The organism is Streptomyces sp. NPDC001914 (genome assembly GCF_042891215.1).
Classification (GTDB): Bacteria; Actinomycetota; Actinomycetes; order Streptomycetales; family Streptomycetaceae; genus Streptomyces.
Window position 1 is genome coordinate 220,174 of sequence record NZ_JBIASW010000011.1, and the last position, 22,112, is coordinate 242,285.

20 protein-coding genes are annotated in these 22,112 nt (G+C 71.9%); 11 read left to right on the plus strand and 9 right to left on the minus strand.

What is annotated here, in order from left to right:
- Positions 1–54 precede the first annotated feature (54 nt).
- Both ACFYYF_RS28855 and ACFYYF_RS28860 read left to right on the plus strand, forming a co-directional pair.
- A complete protein-coding gene (locus ACFYYF_RS28855) occupies positions 55–225 on the plus strand; it encodes a hypothetical protein (protein ID WP_388780470.1) in 171 nt (56 codons plus the stop codon).
- 134 nt (positions 226–359) lie between these two features.
- Positions 360–1,073 (plus strand): response regulator transcription factor, encoded by a 714-nt coding sequence (locus tag ACFYYF_RS28860; protein ID WP_361678763.1) that lies wholly within the window; start codon positions 360–362, stop codon positions 1,071–1,073.
- A gap of 4 nt (positions 1,074–1,077) precedes the next feature.
- Here ACFYYF_RS28860 and ACFYYF_RS28865 read toward each other — a convergent pair whose 3' ends face one another.
- The 5 genes from ACFYYF_RS28865 to ACFYYF_RS28885 are packed head-to-tail and all read right to left on the minus strand — an operon-like array spanning position 1,078 to position 9,417.
- Entirely contained in the window at positions 1,078–2,151 is a 1,074-nt protein-coding gene (locus ACFYYF_RS28865; RefSeq protein ID WP_388780471.1) for an acyl-CoA dehydrogenase family protein, read from the minus strand.
- 1 nt (position 2,152) lies between these two features.
- On the minus strand, positions 2,153–3,307 hold the full coding sequence (locus tag ACFYYF_RS28870) for an acyl-CoA dehydrogenase family protein (protein ID WP_388780472.1): 1,155 nt from the start codon (positions 3,305–3,307) through the stop codon (positions 2,153–2,155).
- 10 nt (positions 3,308–3,317) lie between these two features.
- Entirely contained in the window at positions 3,318–7,412 is a 4,095-nt protein-coding gene (locus tag ACFYYF_RS28875) for an amino acid adenylation domain-containing protein (protein ID WP_388780524.1), read from the minus strand.
- Between the two features lie 5 nt (positions 7,413–7,417).
- A complete protein-coding gene (locus ACFYYF_RS28880; protein WP_361678772.1) occupies positions 7,418–8,542 on the minus strand; it encodes a M20/M25/M40 family metallo-hydrolase in 1,125 nt (374 codons plus the stop codon).
- Entirely contained in the window at positions 8,539–9,417 is an 879-nt protein-coding gene (locus ACFYYF_RS28885) for a RimK family alpha-L-glutamate ligase (RefSeq protein ID WP_361678775.1), read from the minus strand. Before ACFYYF_RS28885 ends, ACFYYF_RS28880 begins: the two co-directional genes overlap by 4 nt.
- A gap of 276 nt (positions 9,418–9,693) precedes the next feature.
- Between ACFYYF_RS28885 and ACFYYF_RS28890 the strand changes: the two genes are divergently transcribed.
- From ACFYYF_RS28890 to ACFYYF_RS28925, 8 genes are all read left to right on the plus strand, one after another.
- On the plus strand, positions 9,694–10,434 hold the full coding sequence (locus ACFYYF_RS28890; protein WP_388780473.1) for a sulfotransferase family protein: 741 nt from the start codon (positions 9,694–9,696) through the stop codon (positions 10,432–10,434).
- A gap of 330 nt (positions 10,435–10,764) precedes the next feature.
- A complete protein-coding gene (locus ACFYYF_RS28895; RefSeq protein ID WP_388780474.1) occupies positions 10,765–11,175 on the plus strand; it encodes a hypothetical protein in 411 nt (136 codons plus the stop codon).
- A gap of 1 nt (position 11,176) precedes the next feature.
- Positions 11,177–12,229, plus strand: a complete 1,053-nt coding sequence (locus ACFYYF_RS28900; protein WP_388780475.1) for a BtrH N-terminal domain-containing protein — start codon at positions 11,177–11,179, stop codon at positions 12,227–12,229.
- A 43-nt stretch (positions 12,230–12,272) separates the two neighbouring features.
- Positions 12,273–13,568, plus strand: coding sequence for a DegT/DnrJ/EryC1/StrS family aminotransferase (locus ACFYYF_RS28905; protein WP_388780476.1), 1,296 nt, complete (start codon positions 12,273–12,275; stop codon positions 13,566–13,568).
- On the plus strand, positions 13,565–14,407 hold the full coding sequence (locus tag ACFYYF_RS28910; RefSeq protein WP_388780477.1) for a transketolase: 843 nt from the start codon (positions 13,565–13,567) through the stop codon (positions 14,405–14,407). The genes ACFYYF_RS28905 and ACFYYF_RS28910 overlap by 4 nt, the downstream gene beginning before the upstream one ends.
- A complete protein-coding gene (locus ACFYYF_RS28915; protein ID WP_388780478.1) occupies positions 14,404–15,384 on the plus strand; it encodes a transketolase family protein in 981 nt (326 codons plus the stop codon). The genes ACFYYF_RS28910 and ACFYYF_RS28915 overlap by 4 nt, the downstream gene beginning before the upstream one ends.
- A 29-nt stretch (positions 15,385–15,413) precedes the next feature.
- Positions 15,414–16,700 carry an acetyl-CoA carboxylase biotin carboxylase subunit family protein gene (locus ACFYYF_RS28920; RefSeq protein ID WP_388780479.1) on the plus strand — a complete coding sequence of 429 codons (1,287 nt, stop codon included), beginning with the start codon at positions 15,414–15,416 and terminating at the stop codon, positions 16,698–16,700.
- A gap of 26 nt (positions 16,701–16,726) precedes the next feature.
- Positions 16,727–18,052, plus strand: a complete 1,326-nt coding sequence (locus ACFYYF_RS28925) for a PLP-dependent aminotransferase family protein (RefSeq protein WP_388780480.1) — start codon at positions 16,727–16,729, stop codon at positions 18,050–18,052.
- A gap of 75 nt (positions 18,053–18,127) precedes the next feature.
- On the opposite strand, the gene ACFYYF_RS28930 is transcribed toward ACFYYF_RS28925, so the two are convergent.
- The gene (locus ACFYYF_RS28930; RefSeq protein WP_388780481.1) at positions 18,128–18,994 is read right to left on the minus strand and encodes an alpha/beta hydrolase; all 867 of its coding nucleotides are present in this window, start codon (positions 18,992–18,994) and stop codon (positions 18,128–18,130) included.
- A 326-nt stretch (positions 18,995–19,320) separates the two neighbouring features.
- Between ACFYYF_RS28930 and ACFYYF_RS28935 the strand changes: the two genes are divergently transcribed.
- The gene (locus ACFYYF_RS28935) at positions 19,321–20,136 is read left to right on the plus strand and encodes an SAM-dependent methyltransferase (RefSeq protein WP_388780482.1); all 816 of its coding nucleotides are present in this window, start codon (positions 19,321–19,323) and stop codon (positions 20,134–20,136) included.
- A gap of 112 nt (positions 20,137–20,248) precedes the next feature.
- Here the strand turns inward: ACFYYF_RS28935 and ACFYYF_RS28940 are convergent, their stop codons facing one another.
- The 3 genes from ACFYYF_RS28940 to ACFYYF_RS28950 form a co-directional block, all read right to left on the minus strand.
- A complete protein-coding gene (locus ACFYYF_RS28940; RefSeq protein ID WP_388780483.1) occupies positions 20,249–20,962 on the minus strand; it encodes a 4'-phosphopantetheinyl transferase family protein in 714 nt (237 codons plus the stop codon).
- Positions 20,963–21,029: 67 nt separating this feature from the next.
- Positions 21,030–21,260, minus strand: a complete 231-nt coding sequence (locus ACFYYF_RS28945) for an acyl carrier protein (RefSeq protein ID WP_388780484.1) — start codon at positions 21,258–21,260, stop codon at positions 21,030–21,032.
- 27 nt (positions 21,261–21,287) lie between these two features.
- A complete protein-coding gene (locus tag ACFYYF_RS28950) occupies positions 21,288–22,112 on the minus strand; it encodes an aminoacyl--tRNA ligase-related protein (protein WP_388780485.1) in 825 nt (274 codons plus the stop codon).

The window sequence follows — 22,112 nt, forward strand, 5'->3', positions numbered from 1 at the left end:
GAGCGGAAATATCAGCGGCGTCGAAAAGGTCTTCCTTCCCAGAGGAGTTCACTCATGCGCTTCGCCCCTGTCGCCGCCGCCACCGCCGCCCTCGCCCTCGGCACGCTGCTGGCGGGACTCACGGCCTCCTCCGAGGCCGGCGCGCAGACGGTCCAGCAGCGCACTGTCGCCTCCGCCACCGTGGCGGGCACCGCCGCGGTCGCGGACAACAACGGCAACGGCTGAGCCGGTGGGCCGCAACCGGCGGTTGCGGCCCACCGGTCCGGCACCCGGACGAGCGTGAGCCTCGCGCCATCCGCGCGCCGCGATCCCGTTCATGACAGTGAGGCTCTGCCTAGTCCTTATCGAGGGGGCACGTAATGACCATTCGGGTACTCATCTGTGACCAGCTGCCCGTCATCGCGGACGGTCTCAGAACCCTCCTCGACGCGGTGCCGGACATCGACGTGATCGGGACGACCCCGAACGGCATGGAAGCCATCGTTCTCGTGCGCACCACGCAGCCCGATGTCGTGGTCACGGATCTGAGCCTCCAGACGATCTCCGGACTCGAGCTGATCCGCAGACTCGGCAAGGAGGACGAGCCGCCCAACGTCGTCGTGTTCACCGCGTCCGACACCGACAAGACGGTGAGCGACGTGCTGCACACCGGCGTGAGCTGTCTGCTCGGCAAGGACGCGAGCCCGCAGGAGCTGATCAGCGCGATCCAGGCGGCGGCCGCCGGCCAGACCATGCTCGCGCCGAACATCGCGCAGCGCCTGGTCACCTGGTTCCGTGCGCAGCCGGAGCCCCAGGAGGCCGTGCTGTGCCCGGAGGTGACCGAACTGACGCCGCGGGAGCGGGAGGTGACCCGGATGGTGGCGCAGGGCATGTCCACCGAGGAGGTCGCCCGGGAGCTGATCATCGGCGAGGCCACGGTCCGCACCCATCTGTACCGGGTCCGCACCAAGCTCGGTGTCCGCGACCGTGCCGAGCTCGTGTCCCTCGCCTACCGGACCGGGCTCATCCACTCGGCCGGGCAGCCCCTCGGCGACCTGCGGGTCGCGTCGCCGGTGGGTCTGCGCGCCAGCTGACCCCTCACGGCCAGGCCGTCGCCCCGACCGGAAGCTCCCTGCCGGCCGCGGCGCGCCTGGCCGTTCGCATGCGCTCCGCGCCGACCGTCCGCCACAGCGCGGCGGGATCGCCGTACCGCCCGGACTCGGCCGCGGCCAGCCGGAAGTACCGGTGCAGCCCCAGTTCCGCCGTCATCGCGCGCACTCCGCAGCTCTGCATGCTCAGCCGCACCACGTCGCGCGCGGTCTCGGCGGCCATCGCCAGCGCCGCCACCGGCGCGGTGCCGACCGCCTCCGGCTCGTGGTCCACCAGCCAGGCCCCCCGGTACACCGCCGCCCGGGTCGCGCGCAACGCCACCATGGCCCGAGCCAGCGGGAACGAGACCGCGGGCAGATCACGCAGCAGGGTGCCGGACTGCCGCCGGAAACCGGCGTATCCCACCGCGACCCGGTGCGCTCCGTCCGCGATGCCCAGGAGGTAGGCGGCCTGCCGCAGCCGCGCCCGCGCGAGCGGACCGGTGGGCGAGTCGTCCAGCGTCCCGACCACGTCCGCCGCGGTCACCGACGTGGCCTCGAACCGGGCGGCCGGCGGCCAGGTGCCGGCCTCCACGCGGACGCCGGCCGCGTCGCGCGGCACCGCGATGAGCACCGCCTCGTCGCCCATCCTGACGGCCACCAGAAGCGTTCCCGGGCCCGCGTCGTCGACCGTGACCGTGCCGGTCAGCTCCCAGCCGCCCGCCCTCGGGGCCGCGGTGAGACCGGTGCCGGCCGGCAGCGCCTCCAGCCCGGCCAGGGCCCCGCCGGCCGGACCGCCCAGGGAGGCGGCCATCGCGTCGGCCCGGTAGGAGTTGCCGCGGGCCGCGCGGCCCAGCTCCTCGCCGACGAGCACCCCGGCCGTCAGCCCGAGGCCGAGACCGCCGGCGGAGGCCGGCCGTTCGAAGTCGGCCGCGCCCAGCGCGTCCAGCACCGCCCGGGTCGGGCCAAAGGCTCCGTCGGTCACCGGCGCGCCGTGCAGCCCGGTCCGGGCGGGGACGCCGGCGAGGCCCGCGCGCAACGCCCTGCGCAGCTGGACGGCGAGCGGATCGGGGGTGAGGTCCATGTCAGTGTTCTTCCTGTCCGATGGAGTCGAACGCGGCGGCCATGATCTGGAGCATCACCTCGGAGGTCCCCGCCGACAGCGTGAGCCCCGGCGCCTCCCGGTGGGCGGAGTCGAGGGTCACGGACGCCCCGGTGCGCCTCGCCCGCTGCTCGGGGCTTGGGACCGCGGCGGCCCACTCGGCGACGCTCCGGGCGAGTTCGCTGGTGTGGTACTTGGCGACAGCCGCGGAGACCGGATCGACCTGGTCGGCGGCCAGGCCGGTGAGGACCTCCCAGGCCAGGACGTGACCGGCGCTCAGCGCGCCGTCCCAGCGGCCGATCTGCTCCAGGCGGTCGTCGTGCGGGGAGTCGGGGGCGCCGTCGATCAGCGCGTCCAGCGCGGCCTCCAGCCAGCGCTCCGCCTTGAGGTGGTAGTCGAGACCGGTGCGTTCGATGGCCAGTGCCTCGTTGAGCAGCGGCCACCCCTCGTCGCGGGGACCGAGCAGGTCGTCGCCCTCCACCCGGACCGCGTCGAGGTCCACCCGGTGGAAGTGCTCGTCGCCGATGCCGGGGATCACCGACACCGTCACACCGGGGGCGCGCAGGTCGACCAGGAACAGACTGATTCCCTGGTACTTCCCGCCGCCCGCCGTCGTACGGGCCGCGCACAGCCCGAGGTCGACGAACCGTGTCTTGAGGCTGAACACCTTCGTGCCGGTGATCCGGTAGCCGTCGCCGTCCGGTTCGGCCACGGCCCGCAGCGCGCCGAGGTCCGATCCCGCGTCCGGTTCGGTGTAGAGCACCGACGCGAAACTCTCGCCGCGGGCCAGCGCGGGCAGGTACCGGCGCTTCTGCTCGTCGCTGCCCGCCATCAGCAGGAACTGGCCGACGATCTGGATGGTGTTGACGTGGAACGTGTCCGGCACGCCCGCGCGCACCAGTTCCTCGGCGACGATGGCGGCGTCGGTCGGCGGGCGGCCTTCTCCGCCGAATGCGACGGGCCAGTGCACGGCGAGCAGTCCCAGCTCTCCGAGCAGGCGGTAGAGCGGGCGCCCGTCCGGCTCGACACCGTCCGCGCCGGTGGCCTCCGCCGCCGCGGCGCGCACCTCGGCGGAGAGCAGTGTCCGGCGCACGTCCGCCCGGAACCGTTGCTGTTCCTCGGTGAATCCGAACCGCATGTACGTCTCCTCAAGAGGCCAGCGTCGCTTCGATCGCCGCGACGACCCGGCTCAACACCGGTTCCGTGAAAAGGGTGTAGTGGTCTCCTGGCACGTTCTCGGCCCGGAACGGGCCCGTGCACACCGTCCGCCACCGCTCTTCCGCGGCACGGTGGGGCGAGGCGGTGAGCACGGTCACCGGTCCGCCGTACGGGCCCGGGGGGCGGTACGCCTCCAGGGACAGGGCGGCGGACCGGAAGGTCGCGAAGCGTGCGGCCAACTCGGCTTCAGGGAGACCGAGTTCGACACCGAGGCCGGTCAGTGTCGTTCCGACGTCGGCCGTGCCGGCCGCCGGGTCGTCGAGGACCGCGCGCACCGCCGCTCCGTCGCGTCCCGTCAGCCTGGCGACGTCGTGGACGAACCGCTGCCTGACCGTCGGCTCGTCGAGAGCGACGGAGTCCTCGGCGTAGTCGGCGTCCAGCAGGACCACCGGCGGCGCTTCCCCGGTCTTCCGCTCGATCTGCCGGGCGACCTCGAAGGCGAGCACGCCGCCGTACGACCAGCCGGCCAGACAGCACGACTCCGGCAGGCCGGAGCCGATGAGGGACCCCGCGATCCTGGCGGCGGTCGCCTCCATCGCCTCCCGCGGAGCCACCAGGGCGTCACGCGGGTCCGCGGCGAAACCGGTCACGCCGATGGACCCGGACAGTGCCCTGGCGAGCGGCATGTAGCAGAACAGCTCACCGCCCGAGGGGTGCAGCAGGATCACCCGCGCCGGGCCCGACGCGCGCATCACCACCGGCGCCCGGTCGTCGTCCGGGGCACCGGTCCGGGCGGCTTCGGGACCGGACAGGCTCTCCAGCGCGCCGAGGGGATCGCCTTCGCCGGCGCGCCGCGCGGCGTGCGCGGCGTCGACGGCGGCGGCCAGGTGGGCGACGGTGGGCGAGACGAAGAAGTCGCCGAGCGTGATCTCCACCCCGAACCTGCGGTTGATCGCGGACATCAGCTGAACGGCCTGGAGGCTGTTGCCGCCCGACAGGAAGAAGTCGTCGTGCACACCGAGCCGGTCGTCGCGCAGCAGGGGGGCGAGCACGTCGCGCAGCAGCCCGCGTTCCGTCGCGGTGAGCGCCCCGTCGTCGTACCCCTCGCGCGTACGGCTCAGGTCCGGCGCGGGCAGCCTGCGCCGGTCGACCTTGCCGCTGCTGGTGAGCGGAAGCTCGTCGAGCACCACGAAGTACGACGGGATCATGTACGAGGGCAGGATCGCGCCCAGATGCTCGCGCACCGCCGGCACCTGCTCCTCGGTGACCCCGGTCAGATGGGCGACCAGGTGCTTGTCCCCGTTGTCGTCGGTCCACGCCTGCACGCTGACCGGCCCCATCGCGGCGAAGCCGGTCAACGCCGACTCCACCTCGCCCAGTTCGATCCGCAGACCGCGGATCTTGACCTGCTGGTCGATGCGGCCGAGGAAGACGAGGCGCCCGTCCGCGAGCCGCTTCACCAGGTCCCCGGTCCGGTACAGCCGTCCGCCGGGCGCGGTGCCGAACGGGTCGGCGATGAACTTCTCCGCGGTCAGCTCGTCCCGGTTGAGGTAGCCGCGCGCCAGCCCGGCGCCTCCGATCACCAGCTCGCCCGGCACCCCGACCGGCACCTGCCGCAGGTCGCGGTCGAGCACGTGGGCCACGTGGTTGGTCATGGGCAGGCCGATGGGCGGTGAGGCGTCCCAGGTGCCCGGGCACTCCTCGACGATCACCGTGACCGTGCACTCGGTCGGCCCGTAGCCGTTGAACAGCCGCCGGCCGGGGTTCCACCGGTTCACCAGCTCACCGCTGAACGCCTCCCCGCCGACGAACGCGATCCGCAGGTCGGTGAACTTCTCGGGCGCCAGCAGCGGCATCACGGTCGGGGGCAGGTCGATGACGGTGACGCCGGCCCGTTCCATCAGCGACTGGAGCCGGTCGACGGACAGCCGCTCGTCCTCCGTCGCCAGGCACAGGCGTGCTCCGGTCAGCAGCGCCGAGAACGTCTCGAACACGGAGACGTCGAAGGTCACCGAGGCGAACCCGAGCACCCGGTCGGCCGGGGTCAGGCCGAACAGGTCCCGCGTGGAGTCGATGAAGTTGACCACGCTGCGGTGCTCCAGCAGCACGCCCTTGGGCTTGCCGGTGCTGCCGGAGGTGTAGATGACGTACGCGACGTCGCCGGGCTCCGCCGCGAGCGGAGGATCGTGGTCGGGCATCGCCGCCAGTTCCCCGCGGACCTCGTCCAGCGTCACGACGGGCGCGTCGACCTCGCTCACGGCCGTCGCGGCCCAAGCGTGCGCGATCACCGCGCACACACCGGCGTCGGCGGCGATCTCCGCGACCCGCGCCGGGGGGTGCGTCGTGTCGAGCGGCACATAGGCCGCGCCGGTCTTGAGCACCGCGAGGATCGCGGCCGGCAGGTCCACGTTCCTGCGCAGACACAGGCCGACCCGCGCGCCCGCCCCGACACCGCGCTCGCGCAGCAGCGCGGCGAGCCGGTTCGCGCGGGCGTTGAGTTCCGCGTATCCGGTCTCGACGCCCGCGACCACGACGGCCACGCCGTCCGGAGACTCCCGTACGCGCTCCTCGAACTCCCGCACGACGGTGGATTCGCGTATCGGCCGCACGGGTCCCCGGCCGGCCTCGGCCAGGAACTCCCTGTCGGCGGGGCTCAGCATCCCGGCGGCGGACACCGGGGCGTCCGGGGCGGAGGTCAGGGTGCCGAGCAGTGCGTCGTAGTGCCGGGCGAACCGGGCGACGCTCTCGGTGTCGAACAGGCCGGTGTCGAACTCGACGCGGAGGCGTGCGTCGGCTCCGGGGGCCGTCCGCTCCGACAGGTTCCAGGTCATGTCGAACCGGGAGACGCCGGTCCGGACGGTCTCGTGCGAGGTGGCGATGCCGGGCAGGCCGGTCGCGCCGGCCGCCTCGTCCACGCCGAACACGATCTGGAAGAGCGGTGCGCGCGACGGGTCGAGGACCGGCTCCACGGCGTCGACCAGCCTGCCGAACGGCAGTGCGCCGTGCTCGTACGCCTCGGCCGACACCCGCCCGACCCGCCGGACCAGTTCGCGGAAGGTCGGGTCGCCGGAGAGGTCCGCGCGCAGCACCCTCATGCCGGTGAGGAGTCCGACCACCGACGACAGGGCCTCGTGCCGCCGGTTCGCGTCCGGCGAGCCGATCACCAGGTCGTCCAGGCCGGAGTAGCGGTGCAGCAGGACGAAGAACGCGGCGAGCGCGACGTCGGACGGGCTCACGCCCTCCTGCCGGGCCAACTCCTCGGCCCGCTCCAGTCCTTGGTGCCCGACGGAGAAGACGGCGGTGTCGCCCGCGAAGGTGCGTGTCTCGCCGTGGGGCCGGTCGGTCGGGAACTCCAGCACCTCGGCGCCCGCGAGCCTGTCCCGCCAGTACGCGGCCGCCTCGTCCTGGCCGCGGCCGCCGCTCCGGCCGCGCTGCCACACCGCGTAGTCCGGGTACTGCACGACGGGACCGGGCAGCCGCGGTGCGTCGCCGTCACGCAACGACCGGTAGAACTCGGCCAGTTCGGCCATCAGCACGGTCCGCGACCGGGCGTCGCACACGATGCCGGGTACGTCGAGCAGGAAGAGGTGGTCGTCCGGCTCCACCCGGACGAGCAGCGCGCGCCACACCGGCGTCCGGGTCAGGTCGTACGGTGTCCCGCCGCGGCTCTCCACCAGTGCCCGTGCGGCGGCGAGCCGCTGCTCGTGCCCGGCGCCCTCGACCTCGATCAGCGGCAGTTCGACCCGGACCTCGGGCAGGACCACCTGCATCGCGGCGCCCTCGCGCTCCACGATCTGGGTCCGCAGCGCGTCGTGCCGGGCCACGACCCCGGCCAGCGCCGAGCGCAGGGCGCGCGGGTCCAGAGCGCCCCGCAGGCGCAGGCACAGCGGTGTCCCGGGGACGGAGCCGTCCGGCGCCGGGCCGTCGAGGAACCGGAGGGTCTCCTGCTCGTGCGTCAGCGGTACGGGCCCCGTGTCACCGCGGGGGGTCGGGCCACGCCGTGCCGCGGCCCGCGTCTGTTCCCTCAGCCCCGCGAGGAACCGCGCGCGGCGCTCCTCGGGCAGCGCGGCCAGACGCCGGGTCATGTCGGTCACCGAAGACTCCTCACGGACTGCAGTGCCTCGCCGACCCGGCCGCCCTGGTTGGCGGGCAGGTGCGCCAGCTCCGAGATCGCCACGGTCAGCACGTCGATGCCCCGCAGGTAGTCCGACAACACGATGTGCTCGTCGTCGGCGTGGTCGAGGCCGCTGTCGCCCGGACCGTAGGTCGCCATCGGGACGTCCCAGACCTCGGCCAGGGTGTTCATGTCCGAGGTGGCCGTCTTCACCACCAGGCGCGGCTGGGCGTGCAGCCGCCGGATGCCGGACACCAGCGCGCGGACCGTCGGGTCGGCCCGGCCCACCCGGCAGGCAGCCACCGAGTTCAGCACTTCGAGGTGACCGGCGGGCAGCCGCTCGCGCAGCGCGCGCACCAGGCCGCCGACGTCGAATCCCGGCGGGACACGGACACTGAGGTCGGCGCTCGCCTTGGTCAGATCGCCGTTGAGGCGGGACAGCGTCGCGCCCGGCCGGTCGAAGGCGCCGTGGCCGGCGTCCGGACCGAGCAGGTCGACCAGCGCGTCCCAGCAGGCGACGGCCAGTTCGGACGCCTTCGGCACCGGGTTGCTCGGGTGGGTGGCGGGAACCCTGACGGTGTAGCGCAGGTCCAGCTTGCCCTTGTAGCCGAGCACCACGCTCGACCAGCCGCTCGGTTCGCCGATGATCAGCGCGTCGGGCCGGTCGTGGGTGGCCCGGATCGCCATCGCGCCACGCGAGCGCGGGGTCTCCTCCTCGACGACGCCGATCACCACGATCCGGCCGGGGAAGTCCACCGCGCCGGCCGCGGCACAGATCATCGCCGCGAGCGGTCCCTTGGCGTCCACCGCGCCGCGCCCGTAGAGCCTGCCGTCCTCGGAGCGGACCGGGAACTGGCCCGGGACGGTGTCCATGTGGCCCAGGAGCATCAGGGTCGGGCCCGCGCCGCGTTCGATCACGCCGATCACGTTGCCCACGGCGTCGATGTGCGTCTGGAAGCCCAGGTCCGCCATCGCCACGGCCAGGTAGTGGGCCAGCGCGCGCTCCTGGTAGGACGAGGAGGGGATCTCCAGCATCTCGCGCAGCAGCCCGGCGGCGTACGTCTCGGTGACGTTGCCCGACGAAGTGAACGCCCAGTTCATCGTTGCGCTCGTTCCAGTAGGTGGCCGACGATGTGGTCCGCGACGTCGACCCGGTCGCCGAGTGCGGACTGGAAACCGGTGAACTCGACCCGGTGATTGACCTCCAGAACCAGCAGCCTGCCGTCGCGGTCCTCGATCAGATCGACGCCGGCGATGTCGGCGCCGACCGCGGCGGCCGCGGCGAGGGAGAGCTCGGCGATCTCCGGAGTCACCTCGCACGGCAGGGTCCGCCCGCCGAGGGCCACGTTGGTGCGCAGGTCCTCGCCGGTCCGGTAGACGGCGCCCAGCACGCGGCCGCCGACCACGATCACCCTGATGTCCCGGTCGGGTTTGTCGATCAGCTCCTGCACGTACCCGAGGTGCGACTGCGGACCGGGCAGCGCGCCGGCGTACTCGAGGACGCTCTCAGCCCCGGCACGGTCGGGCAGCCGGACCACCAGCCGGCCCCACGAGCCGACCAGCGGTTTGATCAGCGCCGGATAGCCGAGGGAGTCCAGGGCGGCCAGCGTGGCCTGCGGGGTGAGACCGAGCACGGTGCGCGGTGTCGGCACCCCGGCCGCCTCCAGGGCCACCGTGGAGCGCCACTTGTCGCCGCACACCTCGGTCGCGTCCGCGCTGTTGACCACCTCGACACCCGCCGCGGCGAGGCAGCGGGCCGCGTACGCCGCGCGCACCTGGCCGATCTCCCGGTTCAGCGCGAGATCCCAGGGCAGGTCACGCCCGCCGGCCAGGAACCACTGTCTGCGCGTGTCGACCTGCTCGAAGGGGACCCCGCGCCGGTCGAATGCGTCGAACAGCCTCTTCTCGTCGGCGCCGACCCTGCTGGCGAGTACGGCGATCCTGCAGTCACCTAGGCGCTCTGGTGTCCCTGGCACGTGACCTCCGCATTAGAACCACTGACAGATCGGACGGCATGAATGGTCTGCCTCGCGAAAAGGAAACTATGGGGCACCGGCACGGTGCGCGTCCGCGGCAAGTTCATGCGCGACGACGCGCCACGTTGACTTTTCTCCCCCACCGCGGCGAATTCTGCTTACCCGGTTCCGGGTACGCCCGTGCCACTCTTGATCGGATTCCAATACCTGCCGCAATAGATCACTGCGCGCATTCCGCCGGCGGGAGCCGTGCGGCGCCAGAGAAGAGGGGGAAACGTGGGAAACACACCGGAGCGGATCCCGGTGCTCGCCCTGTGGAGCGCGCCGCGCTGCCGCTCGACGGCGTTCGCGCGGATGATGACGGAGCGGGACGACCGCGTCGTCGTGCACGAGCCGTTCTCCCGCGTGGTCGACTTCGGCGAGGTGGAGGTCGGCGACCGGGTCGCGCGCTCGGAGCGGGACGTCCTCGCGGCGCTGGGCGCCATCGCGGCACGGAAGCCGGTGTTCTTCAAGGACACCACGGACTTCCACTACCCGGCCCTGCTCGCCGACGAGGGCTTCCTCGCGGCAGCCACGCACACGTTCATCATCCGCCACCCGGCCGAGGCCATCGCGTCGCACCACGCGCTCAACCCGGACCTCGGCCGCGACGAGATCGGCTTCTCCCGGCTGTACGAGATCTTCACCGCCGTGCAGGCCGCCACCGGCAGCACGCCGGTCGTGATCGACTCCGACGACCTGCTCGACCGGCCGGCCGAGACCGTGCGGGCGTACTGCTCCGCCGTGGGCATCCCCTTCCTCCCGGACGCGCTGAGCTGGGAGCCGAGCATGCGGCCGGAATGGCGCTCGACCAGCGAGTGGCACAGGTCGACCAGCGAGACCGCCGGCTTCGCACGCGGCGGGAGGGGCGCAGCCGCGGCGGCCGAGGCGGTCGAGGCGGACCCGGCCCTCCGGGCCTACCGCGACTACCACCTGCCGTACTACGAGAAGCTGCGCGCCGTCGCGCTCCGGCCGTGACGGTGCCGACCGGAATAGTCGACATGATTACCCGGCGGGTGCGCGGGACGGCGATTCGGGCATTCAAGGTAGTCGTGGTGCGGACAAAAAGTTTGAACGACCGGGCTAGATTCGGAATATAGGGCGGTTTTCAGTGAGGTGGGTCCCTTGACCAGCGTTCCGGTGTCCTCTGCCAATGCCAGAACAAGGCTGTGTGAACCGGTCGACATTTCCGGCCATCGCAACAACACGGCCATCTCCGCGGCGACGGAGACCGAAGCGGGCGCATTCAACGTCTGGAGGAACTCGTTCGCCGCCGAGTACCTTCCCGCGGGCAGGAGCCTCGTCCACGTGGACGGTGTTCCCTTCGAGTTCCCTCCCGTCTGCGAGGGCCCGGACAACGTCCGCTGCGCCGGGCAGTTCATCCGTGTACCCGAGGGCCGCTACGACTGGATCCACATCCTGACGGCGTCCGAACGGCGCTGCGAGGACACGGTCGAGCTGAGTTTCGCCGACGGCTCGATCGACATGGAGGCCCTGAGGGTCTCCGACTTCTGGGCGGCACCCGCGTGGTTCGGCGAGGTCAAGGCGTTCGAGAGCCTCGCCATGCACTACCCGCACCACGTGCAGCGCGGTGTTCCGGCGGTGATGTGGGCGCAGCGCGTGCCGGTCACCCGGCGGGCCGGTCTGACCGGCGTCCTGCTGCCCCGCAACGTCGCCGTGCACGTCTTCGCGGTCACCCTCCAGCGGACGGAGCTCTGACATGGCCGTCGACGTGACGACACGGACGTACACGATCACCGGACCGGAACCCGAGTTCTGGTACCGCGACCTCGTCAGCTGCCTGCACTCCACGTTCGGCGCGCTCCTGATACGGGAGGGCGCCGACCCGCTGGCCGTGCTCGGCGCGGGGTGGCGGTTCCTGCACCTGCCGGGTGACGTCAGGTCCGAGGAGTTCTACTACCCCTGCCCGCCCGACGAGTCCGGTGCCACCGACCTCGGTGCCGCTCTGGCACCGCACCACGAACTGCACGCGCGCTGGTGGCGGCCCGCCGACGAGAACGACGTCTGGCGGGAGGTGCGCGCGTCGCTGGCCGCCGACCGTCCGGTCGTCGCGGCCGTGGACAACTACCACCTGCCGTTCCGGCCCGCGTACGGAGACGTGCACGCCGCGCACCTGGTGGTGATCTACGGCCTGGACGAGACCCGCGGGGTGGTCCACGTCGCGGACGCGATGCCGCCCGCGTTCCGCGGAGCCGTCCCGATCGAGAAGTTCCTGCTGAGCTGGGACTCGGCGAACCCGACCGACGTCCAGGACGCGTTCTTCAGCGACTCGCGGATCGGCCGGCGCTGTCTCGACGTCCGCCTCGACGCCCCGCCGCCGCCCCTGACGCCCGAACTGCTCGGCGGCTACCTGCGCACCGACGTCGACGGCTTCACGACGGCCGGGCCCTCCCGTACCGGCCTGGCTGGATACGACGAGTTCGCCGCCGAACTGGTCGGCCGGTGCCGGGCCGCGGACGCGGGCGCGCTGCGCGAGCTGTACCCGTTCGGCTGGGCCATGCAGGCACAGGCGTCGCTCCACGGCGAGCTGCTGCGCCGCTGCGGCCACACATGGGGCGATCCGGCGCTCGCGGGGGCGGGCCGCGCGGTCGAGGCCGTCGCGCACGCGTGGACCGGACTGCGGTTCACCGGCGCGCACGGACTGCAGGACCCGAGCGCGGTCGCCTCCGACATCGCGCACCACGCCACGGTGCTGCGCGGCGCGTACGAGCGTGCGGTCGCGGCCGTCGGAGCGGCGGCGGCGCGGCTGTGAACCCACACATACCGACGACCGTGGCCCTGTGGAGTGGAGAGTGATGAGCAAGCTGGCAGCGTTCGGCGGCACGGCGGCCGTGCCGAAAGACCGGCGCCGTGTGCAGTGGCCGTTGGTCGAGGAGGAGGACCGCAAGGCCGTCCTCGACGCACTCGACGGCGCACGGCTGGTGTCCGACACCGACGGGATGAATCCGGTGTCCGGCCTGGAGGAGAACTGGGCCCGCCACTTCGGCTTCGAGCACTGCGTCGCGGTGTCCAACGGCACCGCGGCACTGGCCCTCGCCCTGGCCGCACTCGGCGTCGGACCGGGCGACGAGGTGATCGTCCCCGCGTTCAGCTTCATCGCGACCGGGCTCGCGCCGGTGCACCAGATGGCCGTCCCGGTCTTCGCCGACATCGACCCCGTCACCTTCAACATGGACCCGGCCGACATGGAGCGCCGGATCACCCCCAGGACCAGGGCGATCATCCCCGTGCACCTGCACGGCGCGCCCGCCGACATGGACCGGATCACCGCGATCGCCCGCAAGTACGGCCTCGCGGTGATCGAGGACGCCGCACAGGCTCCCGGGGCCACCCACCACGGGCGGCCGGTCGGCGGGATCGGCGACGCGGGTGCCTTCAGCCTCCAGGTCAGCAAGAACATACCCACCTGCGGCGAGGGCGGCCTGCTGGTCACCGGCGACGCCGAACTGGCCGGGGCGATGCGCCGCGGCAGGCAGTTCGGCGAGGTGATCGAGGCCGGCCGCGAGCGCGCGTACGTGTCCCACGGCCTGGGCTGGAACTACAAGATGAACGCCCTCCAGGCCGCGTTCACCGACGCGCAGCTCGCCCGGTTCGACGGGTACGAGCGGGCGCGGCAGCACAACGTCACCGCGTTCCTCGCCCGGCTCTCGGAACTGCCCGGCCTGCGGGTGCCGACCGCGCTGCCGGACACCACCCACGCCTGGCACATCCTGCGGTTCCGGTTCGACCGGGACGCGTTCGGCCTGGACGGAGTGCCCCCCGAGGCGCTGCGCTCGGCGCTGCGGCGGCTGCTGCGCGCCGAGGGCGTACCGATGTCGCAGTACCAGCTCATGCCGCTGCCCGACCAGGACGTGTTCGTCAACCGGGTCGGCTTCGGCTCGGGCTACCCGTGGGCCGTCACCGGAGCGCGCGGCACGGTCGCGGGCCAGGGCTACCCGGTGACCCGCGCGGTCATCGCCGACTCCCTGACCATCCAGAAGCGCCACCTCCACCCCGGGGCGGGCGACCTGCTCGGCCTGTACGCGGACGCCTTCGAAAAGGTGTGGGCCAACAGGGACATGGTGGCCACGCTCGCGAGGGCGGCCTCATGACCGTCACCCCGGTCATGGAACGGGACACCCTGGACACCGTCGCCGCGCGCATCCGCGCCCATGTCGTCGACATGTGCGCGGGGCCCGAAGGCGGCCACCTCGGCGGCGCGTTCTCCTGCGCCGACGTGCTCGCCGCGCTCTACTTCTCGGTCCTGAACGTGGACCCGCTGCGACCGGACGACCCGGATCGCGACCGTTTCCTGCTCAGCAAGGGGCACGCCGCCGTCGGCCTCTACGCGACGCTGGCCGAACGGGGTTTCCTCCCGGTCGGGGAACTCGCCGGATACGGGCGCCCCGGCAGCCGGCTGATGGGCCATCCGGTGCGCGCGGTCCCCGGTGTGGAGATGCCGACCGGATCGCTCGGCCACGGACTCGCGCTGGGCTGCGGGTTCGCGCTGGCCGCCCGGTACGCCGGGCGTGACGCGCGCACCTTCGTCCTGCTCGGCGACGGCGAGCTCCAGGAGGGCTCGGTGTGGGAGGCGGCCATCGCGGCCGCGTCGCTGCGCCTGGACCGGCTGGTCGCGGTGGTCGACCGCAACGGACTGCAGCTGACCGGCCCCACCGACGGCATCGCGCCGATGGAACCGCTGGCCGACCGCTGGCGCAGCTTCGGCTGGGCGGTCCGCGACGTGGACGGCCACGACCCGGAGCGACTGGCGGAGCATCTGGGCTCCGCGCCGTGGGAACCGGGCAGACCGAGCGTGCTGATCGCCCGTACGGTCAAGGGCCACGGGCTGCCGTTCCTCGCCGGCCGCGGCGCCAGCCACTACGTGACCCTGTCCCCGCGCAACCACGCGCGGGCGGTCCGCGCCCTGCGAGCCGACGGGGCGGCGGGATGAGCCGCGCGACGAGGGAGGCGTACCGCGACGTTCTGCTGCCTCTGCTGCTGCGGCGTCCCGAGCTGATGTGCCTGGACTCCGACACCGGTCTGTTCGACGCCGCGTACGCCGAGGCGGCCGGCGACCAGTACCTCAACGTCGGTATCGCCGAGCACAACCTGATGGGCATCGCCGCCGGGATGGCGGCGAGCGGGCGGGTCCCGTTCGTCAACACCATGGCCGCCTTCGCCACCTCCCGGGCACTGGAGGCGATCAAGATCGACATCGCCTACAACCAGTTACCGGTCCGCATCATGGCCACCCACGGCGGGCTCGCCGCGGGCCACCTCGGGCCGACGCACCAGGCCCTGGAGGACCTCGCCGTGATGCGGGTGCTGCCCGGGATGACCGTGGTGGTGCCCGCCGACGCCGCCGCCACGGAGGCGTTCGTCGAGCAGAGCACGGACGTGCCCGGACCGCTCTACGTCCGGCTCGGCCGCAAACCGACCCCGGCACTGCCCCCGGCTCCCCCGCCGGTCATCGGGCAGGCGCAGACGCTGCGGCGCGGCGGCGACGTGGTGCTCGTGAGCTGTGGCCCCTACCCCGTGCTGGCGTGCCTCGCCGCGGCGGACGTCCTGGCCGGTGAGGGCGTCGCGGCCACCGTGCTGAACATGCACACCCTGCGGCCGTTCGACACGCAGACGCTGACGGCCGCCGCCCGTCCGGCCTCCCTCGTGGTCACGCTGGAGGAGCACTGGCGCGGCGGCGGTCTCGGTGGCGCGGTGGCCGAGGCACTGTCGGAGGCGGCGCCCACGCGCGTGCTGCGACTCGGCATGCCGGATCAGTTCGTCGACACGGTCGGCAACCAGGAACACCTCGTCGACCACTACGGCCTCACCGCGGAGCGGGTGGTGGGAACGGTCCGTACCGCCCTCGGCACGGCCGCCCCCGAAAGGCCCGGCCGGGAGAACGTCACCACGAGGCCCTCCCATCCGTGACACACGAACCTCCGAAGGAGACAAGTGCCGTGGACACCACGAGCAGCCATGTAGTCCATCTCGGCTTCGCCGAGCAGCACATCGACTCGATCGAGTTCGGCGAACACCAGGTGTCCCTGCTGGTGCACCGGCACGTCGCCGAGCACATGTCGGACGCCGCACGGCGGCGGTTCGCCCGCATCGGCGTCCTCGACGTGCCGCACACACTGGACTTCGACGCCTACGACCAGGCCCTCGACCAGATGATCCGTCTGGTCGACGAGTTCGCCGCGGAACTCGGGCCGCCGGCCGCCGTCGTCGCCATGTACGAACACGTCACCCTGCCCGCGGCACGCCTGCGCGACCACTTCGGTGTGCCGGGAGTCGACACCGAGACGGCGACGCTGTGCCGCGACAAGGTCCTGATGAAGGAGGTCATGCGGAGCAGCGGCATCCGCGTCCCCGCGTTCTGGGCGGTCGACGCGGCCACGCCGTACGCCGAACTGGAGAAGATCGCGGACGCCGTTCCGGGCCGGCTCGTCCTCAAGCCGCAGCGCCAGGCCGGGAGTTTCGGCATCGAGGTCTTCCGCGACGGAACGGAGTTCCTCGCCCATGCCCGGACCCACGGCATCCCCGACGACCACGAGGTCGAGGAGTTCGTCGAGGGCGACGTGTGCCATGTCGACGGAGTGGTGCGGGACGGCGAGATCCGCTTCATCAGCGCCTCCCGGTACATCGGCGACTGCCTAGGCTTCCAGAACGGGCAGCAGCACCTCTCGGCCGTCACGTTCGACGACGCCTCGACCCTGGCGCGGATCACCGACTTCACCGCGCTCGTACTGAAGTCGCTGAGGCTGCACACCAGCACCTTCCATCTGGAGCTGTTCCTCACCCCCGGCGACGAGCTGGTCTTCCTGGAGGTCGGCAACCGCTTCGGCGGTGCCTACATCAGCGATTCCCTCCGCGCGGTCTACGGCGTGGACCTGGTCCGCGAGTCCGTCCTCGCCTGCATGGGGCTGCCGTCCGAGGTCGGGAACGTCACCGGCATCCTGGACCACGAAGGCGTCGGCGCCTCCGGCTGGCTGTACTCCGCGCTGCCGGAGAACGAGCCCCGCGTGGTCAAGCGGATCCGCGGTCTCGACACCTGCCCGGACTCCGTGGTGCTGTCCGACATCCCCGGCATCGGCCAGACGGTCAACGCCGACATCACCGTCTTCCCCTCCGCAGGCAAGTTCGCGTTCTCCGGAGCGAGCACGGCACAGGTCGAGCGGGACATACGGCGGCTGGCCGCCGCGTACACCCTCGAAACAGCCCCCCGGAGGATCCCGCACCTCTGATCCGCGCCCCACGGAAAGGCGTACTCATGATCACAGAAAGTGCCCCGCGCACCACGGTGGACCTGGGGGATCTGCACGGCTCCCTGTCCGACCCGGTGCTGAGTTCGATGACGCTCCTCAACGAGCTCGCGGGACGGTTCCCAAAGGCCGTGTCCTTCTCGGCCGGGCGGCCCTACGAGGAGTTCTACGATCCGCTGCAGCTGCACGACCACCTGGAGCGGTTCCGCAAGTACCTGGAGGTGGAACGCGGTCTCGGCCCCGACCGGGTGCGGACGGCGCTCTTCCAGTACGGCCACACCAAGGGCCTGCTGACGGACCTTCTGGTGCGGCACCTGGCCGTCGACGAAGGGGTGGACGCCCTCCCCGAGTCCATCGTGGTGACCACCGGCTGCCAGGAGGCGATGATCCTGCTGCTGCGCGCCCTGCGCACGGGCGACGAGGACGTGATCCTGGCCCCGGCACCGACCTACGTCGGCTTCCTCGGGGCGGCGCGGCTGATGGACATGCCGGTGCTGCCCGTCTCGGAGGGCGCCGGGGGCATCGACGTCGAGGACCTGGCGGTGCAGATAGCCCGGGCCCGGGAGCGGGGACTGCGCCCGCGGGCCTGCTACGTGGTGCCCGACTTCGCCAACCCCAGCGGGCTCAGCATGAGCCTCGCCGACCGCCGGCGACTGCTCGAGGTGGCGGAGCGGGAGGACATCCTCGTCATCGAGGACAACCCGTACTCCCTGTTCAACGCCGACGGCCACCGCCTGCCCACGCTCAAGTCGCTCGACACGACCCGACGCGTCGTCTACGCAGGCTCCTTCGCCAAGACGGTCTTCCCCGGCGCCCGCGTGGGCTACCTGGTCGCCGACCAGCGGGTCGCGGGCACGGACCCCGGTGAGGGCCCGCTGCTGGCCGACCAGCTCGCCAAGCTCAAGAGCATGCTGACGCTCAACACCTCGACCGTCTCCCAGGCCGTGATCGGCGGGAAGCTGCTGGCGAACGACTGCAGCATGGCCAGGGCCACCGAACGCGAGGCACAGGTCTACCGCCGCAACCTCGCCGCGGTCATGGCCGGCCTGGACAGACACTTCCCCGCCCCGGACGACGGCTCACGGCCGAGGACGACCTGGAACGTGCCGGGCGGCGGGATGTTCGCGGTGCTCTCCCTGCCCTTCGAAGCCGACGACACGATGCTCGAGTACTCGGCGAGCCGGTTCGGCGTGCTGTGGACCCCGATGCGCTACTTCTACCCCGACGGCGGAGGCACCCGCCAGATCCGTCTCTCGTTCAGCGTGCTCACCCCCGCACAGATCGACGAGGGTCTCTCGCGGCTCGCCGCCCTCGTCCGTGACCGCACCGCCTGACCCGCAAGCGCCGAAAGCCCCGCAGGTCCTCGACCTGCGGGGCTTTGGCGTGTCCGGAGTCCGTCCGGTTCCGGCTCAGTTCAGCCGCAGCCGCAGGAAGTCGCCGATCTCGCCCAGTGCCTCCCTGGCGGTGCCGAGCACGGCCGCCATGGACAGGAAACCGTGCGGCAGATCCGCGTACCGGCGGCAGTCCACCGGCACGCCGGCGCGCGCGAGCGCGTCCGCGTAGGCCTCGTCCTCGTCGCGCAGGGGACAGAACTCGGCCGTGATCATCAGTGCCGGGGGGAGTCCGCTCAGGTCGGTCGCGTTGAGCGGTGAGGCGTACGGGGAGTCGCCGTCGGCGGGATCGGGGAGGTAGTGGTTCCAGAACCACGGGACCGAGTGGCCGTTGAAGAACATCGGATCCACGTTGTCGCGCATGGAGTCCGTCGCCGAACCGAACTGCATCGCCGGGTAGATGAGCACCTGGGCACTGATCCGCGGTCCGTCCTGGTCCCGGGCCATCAGGGAGACGGCGGCGGACAGGGTCCCGCCGTTGCTGTCCCCCGCGACGGCGATGCGTCCGCCGTCGGCGCCGAACTGGGACGCGTTGTCCGCCACCCATTGCACGGCCGCGTAGCAGTCGTCGATGGCCGCCGGGTACGGATGCTCCGGCGCCAGCCGGTAGCCCACGGACACGACCACGCAGGAAGCCAGGGTGGACAGCGCCCGGCAGAAAGCCTCCGACGTGTCCAGGGAGCCGACGACGAAACCGCCGCCGAAGAAGTAGACCAGGACGGGAAGCGGCCCCTCGCTCTCGACCTGCGGCCGGTACACCCGCAGCGTCATCGGGCCGGCCGGTCCCGCGATGTCGAGGTCGAATATCTCCTTGGGCTGTCCGACCCAGTCCCAGACCGCGGCCTCGGTCTCGGCGTCCGCTTTTCTGGCCTCGTCGACCGACATCGTGTAGAGCGGGGTGAAGCCGGTTGCGGCACGAAATTGCCTGATACCTTCTACGATCGGATGAAGCGGCACCAGAACGCCTCCAGTTCTTCGGTATCAACGGTGCATGGTCTCCGCGTGATACACACGCGCCCAGGACGCGTTATGCCGCGCCGCGAAGAACAGTACGTTCGCGCCGTCCCCGCGCACGTCCGCGGAAAGTTCGCCCGCGAGGGCATATCGAGTTCACTTTCCCCTCCCGCGGTTAAGCATCTTGCTTACTCGGCGTACCCCCCTGCCGTGCCACTCTTGGCGGACATACGGAATCGAGGGGAAATCGCCGCGCCATGACCATTGAGAACGCGACTCCACAGACCTCCGGGGACAGCGGATTTCTGGAACGCCCGGACGCGCACCCCGCACGCGTCTACGACTACTTCATCGGCGGCGAGAACGGCTTCGCCGCCGACCGGGCGGCCGGCGCCTGGATCGGTTTCCAGGCTCCCGACCTGCTCGCGACGATGCAGACGAACCGTGCCTTCCTCTCCCGGGCGGTGCGCTGGCTGGCCGCGCAGGGCGTCGACCAGTTCATCGACATCGGTTCCGGCTTCCCCGTGTCGCCGAACACGCACGAGATCGCCCTGTCGGCGGCCCCCTCGGGTTCCGTCGTCTACTGCGACGTCGACCCCGAGGTCGGACAGCGCACGCAGGCGCTCATCTCCGGGCAGCCGGGGGCCTCGTTCGTGCCGGGCGACATCTGCCGCCCGGAGGAGCTGCTGGCTCAGCCGGCCGTCCAGGACCTGATCCGGTCCGGCCGCCCGGTGGCCTGCGTGCTGGCCGCGGTCCTGCACTTCGTGCCGGAGGGCGCGGACCCCGCGAGGATCACCGCGGTGCTGCGCGACGCCCTGCCGCCGGGCAGCTATCTCGTCGTCTCCCACATCGCGGGTGACATTCCCTGGGGGGACCGCAATGACGAGGAGACCCTGAAGCGCGCCTTCGAGGACATGTACCCGCGCACCCGGGAACAGGTCACCGAGTTCTTCGGCGACTTCGAGCTGGTCGCGCCCGGTGTGGTCCGGGCGGCCCAGTGGCATCCCACCGAGGAGGTCGCGATCGAAGGCAGCCGCTCCGCCCTCTACGGCGGAGTCGCCCGCAAGATCTAGTCGGTGCTCTTCGCGGGCGCCGACGGGACCGGCCGGGAAGGCTTCGCACTACAGCACACACGAAGGCACCGCGGGCCGCAGGGGACGATCCCTGCGGCCCGCGGTGCCTTCGCTACGCGGTCGCCCGCCCGTCGGGCCGGCCGGCTCCGCTGGACACGTGAAGCCGGTCGCCGATGAGTTCCGCTCCGCTGCGGACGGACAGCGGTGTCCCGGGTCCGAGGACCGCGAGCGACCCCACGTACGGGGCGGGCAGCGGGACATCCCGGAGGGTGTAGTCCTCCGGGCGGCCGAGCTCCTCGGGAAGCGCGAGCAGCGTCGACCCGAGGACCTCGATGCGCCCCGGGTGGACCGCGAGCCCCTTGCCGACCGCCTTGAGCACGGCTTCCTTGCGCGTCCACAGCCGTGCGAAGCCGGCGTAGTCCGGGCAGGCCGCGCGTTCCCGCTCCGTCAGCGCCGCGTCCAGCGGCCGCTCCCCGGCCGTGGCGTCCTCGACGTCCAGGCCGACGGGGCGGTCCGAGACGGCGACGACGGCGAGCTCCCCGGCGTGGGAGAGCGAGAAGTCCAGACCGGGGCCGGCGTCCTCCACGACCGGCTTCCCATGTCCCGTGTCACCGCAGTGGGTACAGGTCCGGTCGAAGCCCAGGGCCCCCGGATCCCGTCCCAGCCTCTCCCCGAGGACGACGCGCGCCAGCACCCACGCGGCGAGAAAGCGGTCCCGGTCCGCCGCGCGCATGATCCGCCCGCGACGGGCACGGTCGCGCCCGTCCAGGAGCACGGCGAGCGACTCGGGCACCTGGCCGACGCGGACGTACCAGACGTCAGCCACGGACGCCCCGCTCCACCGGCACGAGGTCCACGAAGCTCCTCCGTTCCTCTCGTCGGGGCCCGGCGGTTCAGGCCACCGGCACCAGGAAGTTCTCCTTGATCCGGTCGATGGTGCGGAAATCGTCGACACTCAGCGATCCGACGTCGATCGACTTCCCGGAAAGGTCCTCCAGCAGACTGATGAATTCCAGGAACGAGATCGACGCGATGAGCCGGGATTCGATGAGATCGGTGTCCCCGGATATCTCCCCGTCCAGCTCCGGGTTCTTGGACCGGATCCAGGTGATGATTTCGTCCATGTCATACCTTTCTGGGCTGTCGTTTCTCTAGGCCGTCGTTTCGTGGAGGGCGTCGAGCGCCCTCCACGGGTCGCCGTGCACCTGCAGCAGCGCGTGCACCCAGCGCTCCACACCGAATGCCAGGCATCCGCTGTAGGCGGACTCGTCCGCGAAGCGGATGCCCAGACGCTCGCCGAAGAAGTTGCGGTGCCGGTTGACCGACGCGATGGCGGTCCCGTCGTCCGAGACGAACTCGAACTTCACCGGGTCCAGCTGGTTGAGGAGCGCCCGCGAGCCGTCACCGAGGTAGAAGGGATCGGTCGCCGGCTCCCGGCGCACCTTGATCCCGAGCCGGTCCGCCAGGGCCAGTACGTGCTCCGTCGCCCGGCTCAGGTGGTCCAGCACGCCCTCCTGACTGCCGACGTACAGCGCTTCCCGCATGTGGAAGGCGCGCAGCCGGCGCAGGCCGTCGTAGTGGTCCTCGTTCCTGAAGCAGCGGCCCACCGACGTGATGACCTCAGGGGTCTCGAAGGCGCGCTCCTTCAGCGACACCAGCAGGCCGTAGCAGGTTGCGGTGGGCAGATAGCAGCCGGTGGAGACGAGCGGGTGCTCGGGGGACGGGGTCGAGACCTCCCCGCGGGCCAGTTCCCCGCGGGCCTGCTCCGGGAGCGTGGCCACGGGGAGACCGAGGTGGGGGAAGTTGCGGAAGAAGTCGAGGCTCGCCAGGTCCGCCTCGGGGAGCAACGCCGGGCCGGCCACCTGCCGGGCTCCCAGAGCGGCGGCGATGTCCTGGAAACGGGCCTCGAGAGCGTCGAACAGGGCGGCCTCCTCTGGTGCGAGGACCGCGACTCCGGGTGCGACAAAGGTCGGCAT

What these genes read in the sequence shown, in the direction of transcription:
- ACFYYF_RS28880 (WP_361678772.1), bottom strand. Translation starts at nt 8,542, where the DNA reads ATGAACTGGGCGTTCACTTCGTCGGGCAACGTCACCGAGACGTACGCC.
- ACFYYF_RS28925 (WP_388780480.1), top strand. Translation starts at nt 16,727, where the DNA reads ATGATCACAGAAAGTGCCCCGCGCACCACGGTGGACCTGGGGGATCTG.
- ACFYYF_RS28910 (WP_388780477.1), top strand. Translation starts at nt 13,565, where the DNA reads ATGACCGTCACCCCGGTCATGGAACGGGACACCCTGGACACCGTCGCC.
- ACFYYF_RS28905 (WP_388780476.1), top strand. Translation starts at nt 12,273, where the DNA reads ATGAGCAAGCTGGCAGCGTTCGGCGGCACGGCGGCCGTGCCGAAAGAC.
- ACFYYF_RS28860 (WP_361678763.1), top strand. Translation starts at nt 360, where the DNA reads ATGACCATTCGGGTACTCATCTGTGACCAGCTGCCCGTCATCGCGGAC.
- ACFYYF_RS28950 (WP_388780485.1), bottom strand. Translation starts at nt 22,112, where the DNA reads ATGCCGACCTTTGTCGCACCCGGAGTCGCGGTCCTCGCACCAGAGGAG.
- ACFYYF_RS28870 (WP_388780472.1), bottom strand. Translation starts at nt 3,307, where the DNA reads ATGCGGTTCGGATTCACCGAGGAACAGCAACGGTTCCGGGCGGACGTG.
- ACFYYF_RS28930 (WP_388780481.1), bottom strand. Translation starts at nt 18,994, where the DNA reads ATGTCGGTCGACGAGGCCAGAAAAGCGGACGCCGAGACCGAGGCCGCG.
- ACFYYF_RS28855 (WP_388780470.1), top strand. Translation starts at nt 55, where the DNA reads ATGCGCTTCGCCCCTGTCGCCGCCGCCACCGCCGCCCTCGCCCTCGGC.
- ACFYYF_RS28875 (WP_388780524.1), bottom strand. Translation starts at nt 7,412, where the DNA reads ATGACCCGGCGTCTGGCCGCGCTGCCCGAGGAGCGCCGCGCGCGGTTC.
- ACFYYF_RS28900 (WP_388780475.1), top strand. Translation starts at nt 11,177, where the DNA reads ATGGCCGTCGACGTGACGACACGGACGTACACGATCACCGGACCGGAA.
- ACFYYF_RS28945 (WP_388780484.1), bottom strand. Translation starts at nt 21,260, where the DNA reads ATGGACGAAATCATCACCTGGATCCGGTCCAAGAACCCGGAGCTGGAC.
- ACFYYF_RS28865 (WP_388780471.1), bottom strand. Translation starts at nt 2,151, where the DNA reads ATGGACCTCACCCCCGATCCGCTCGCCGTCCAGCTGCGCAGGGCGTTG.
- ACFYYF_RS28935 (WP_388780482.1), top strand. Translation starts at nt 19,321, where the DNA reads ATGACCATTGAGAACGCGACTCCACAGACCTCCGGGGACAGCGGATTT.
- ACFYYF_RS28915 (WP_388780478.1), top strand. Translation starts at nt 14,404, where the DNA reads ATGAGCCGCGCGACGAGGGAGGCGTACCGCGACGTTCTGCTGCCTCTG.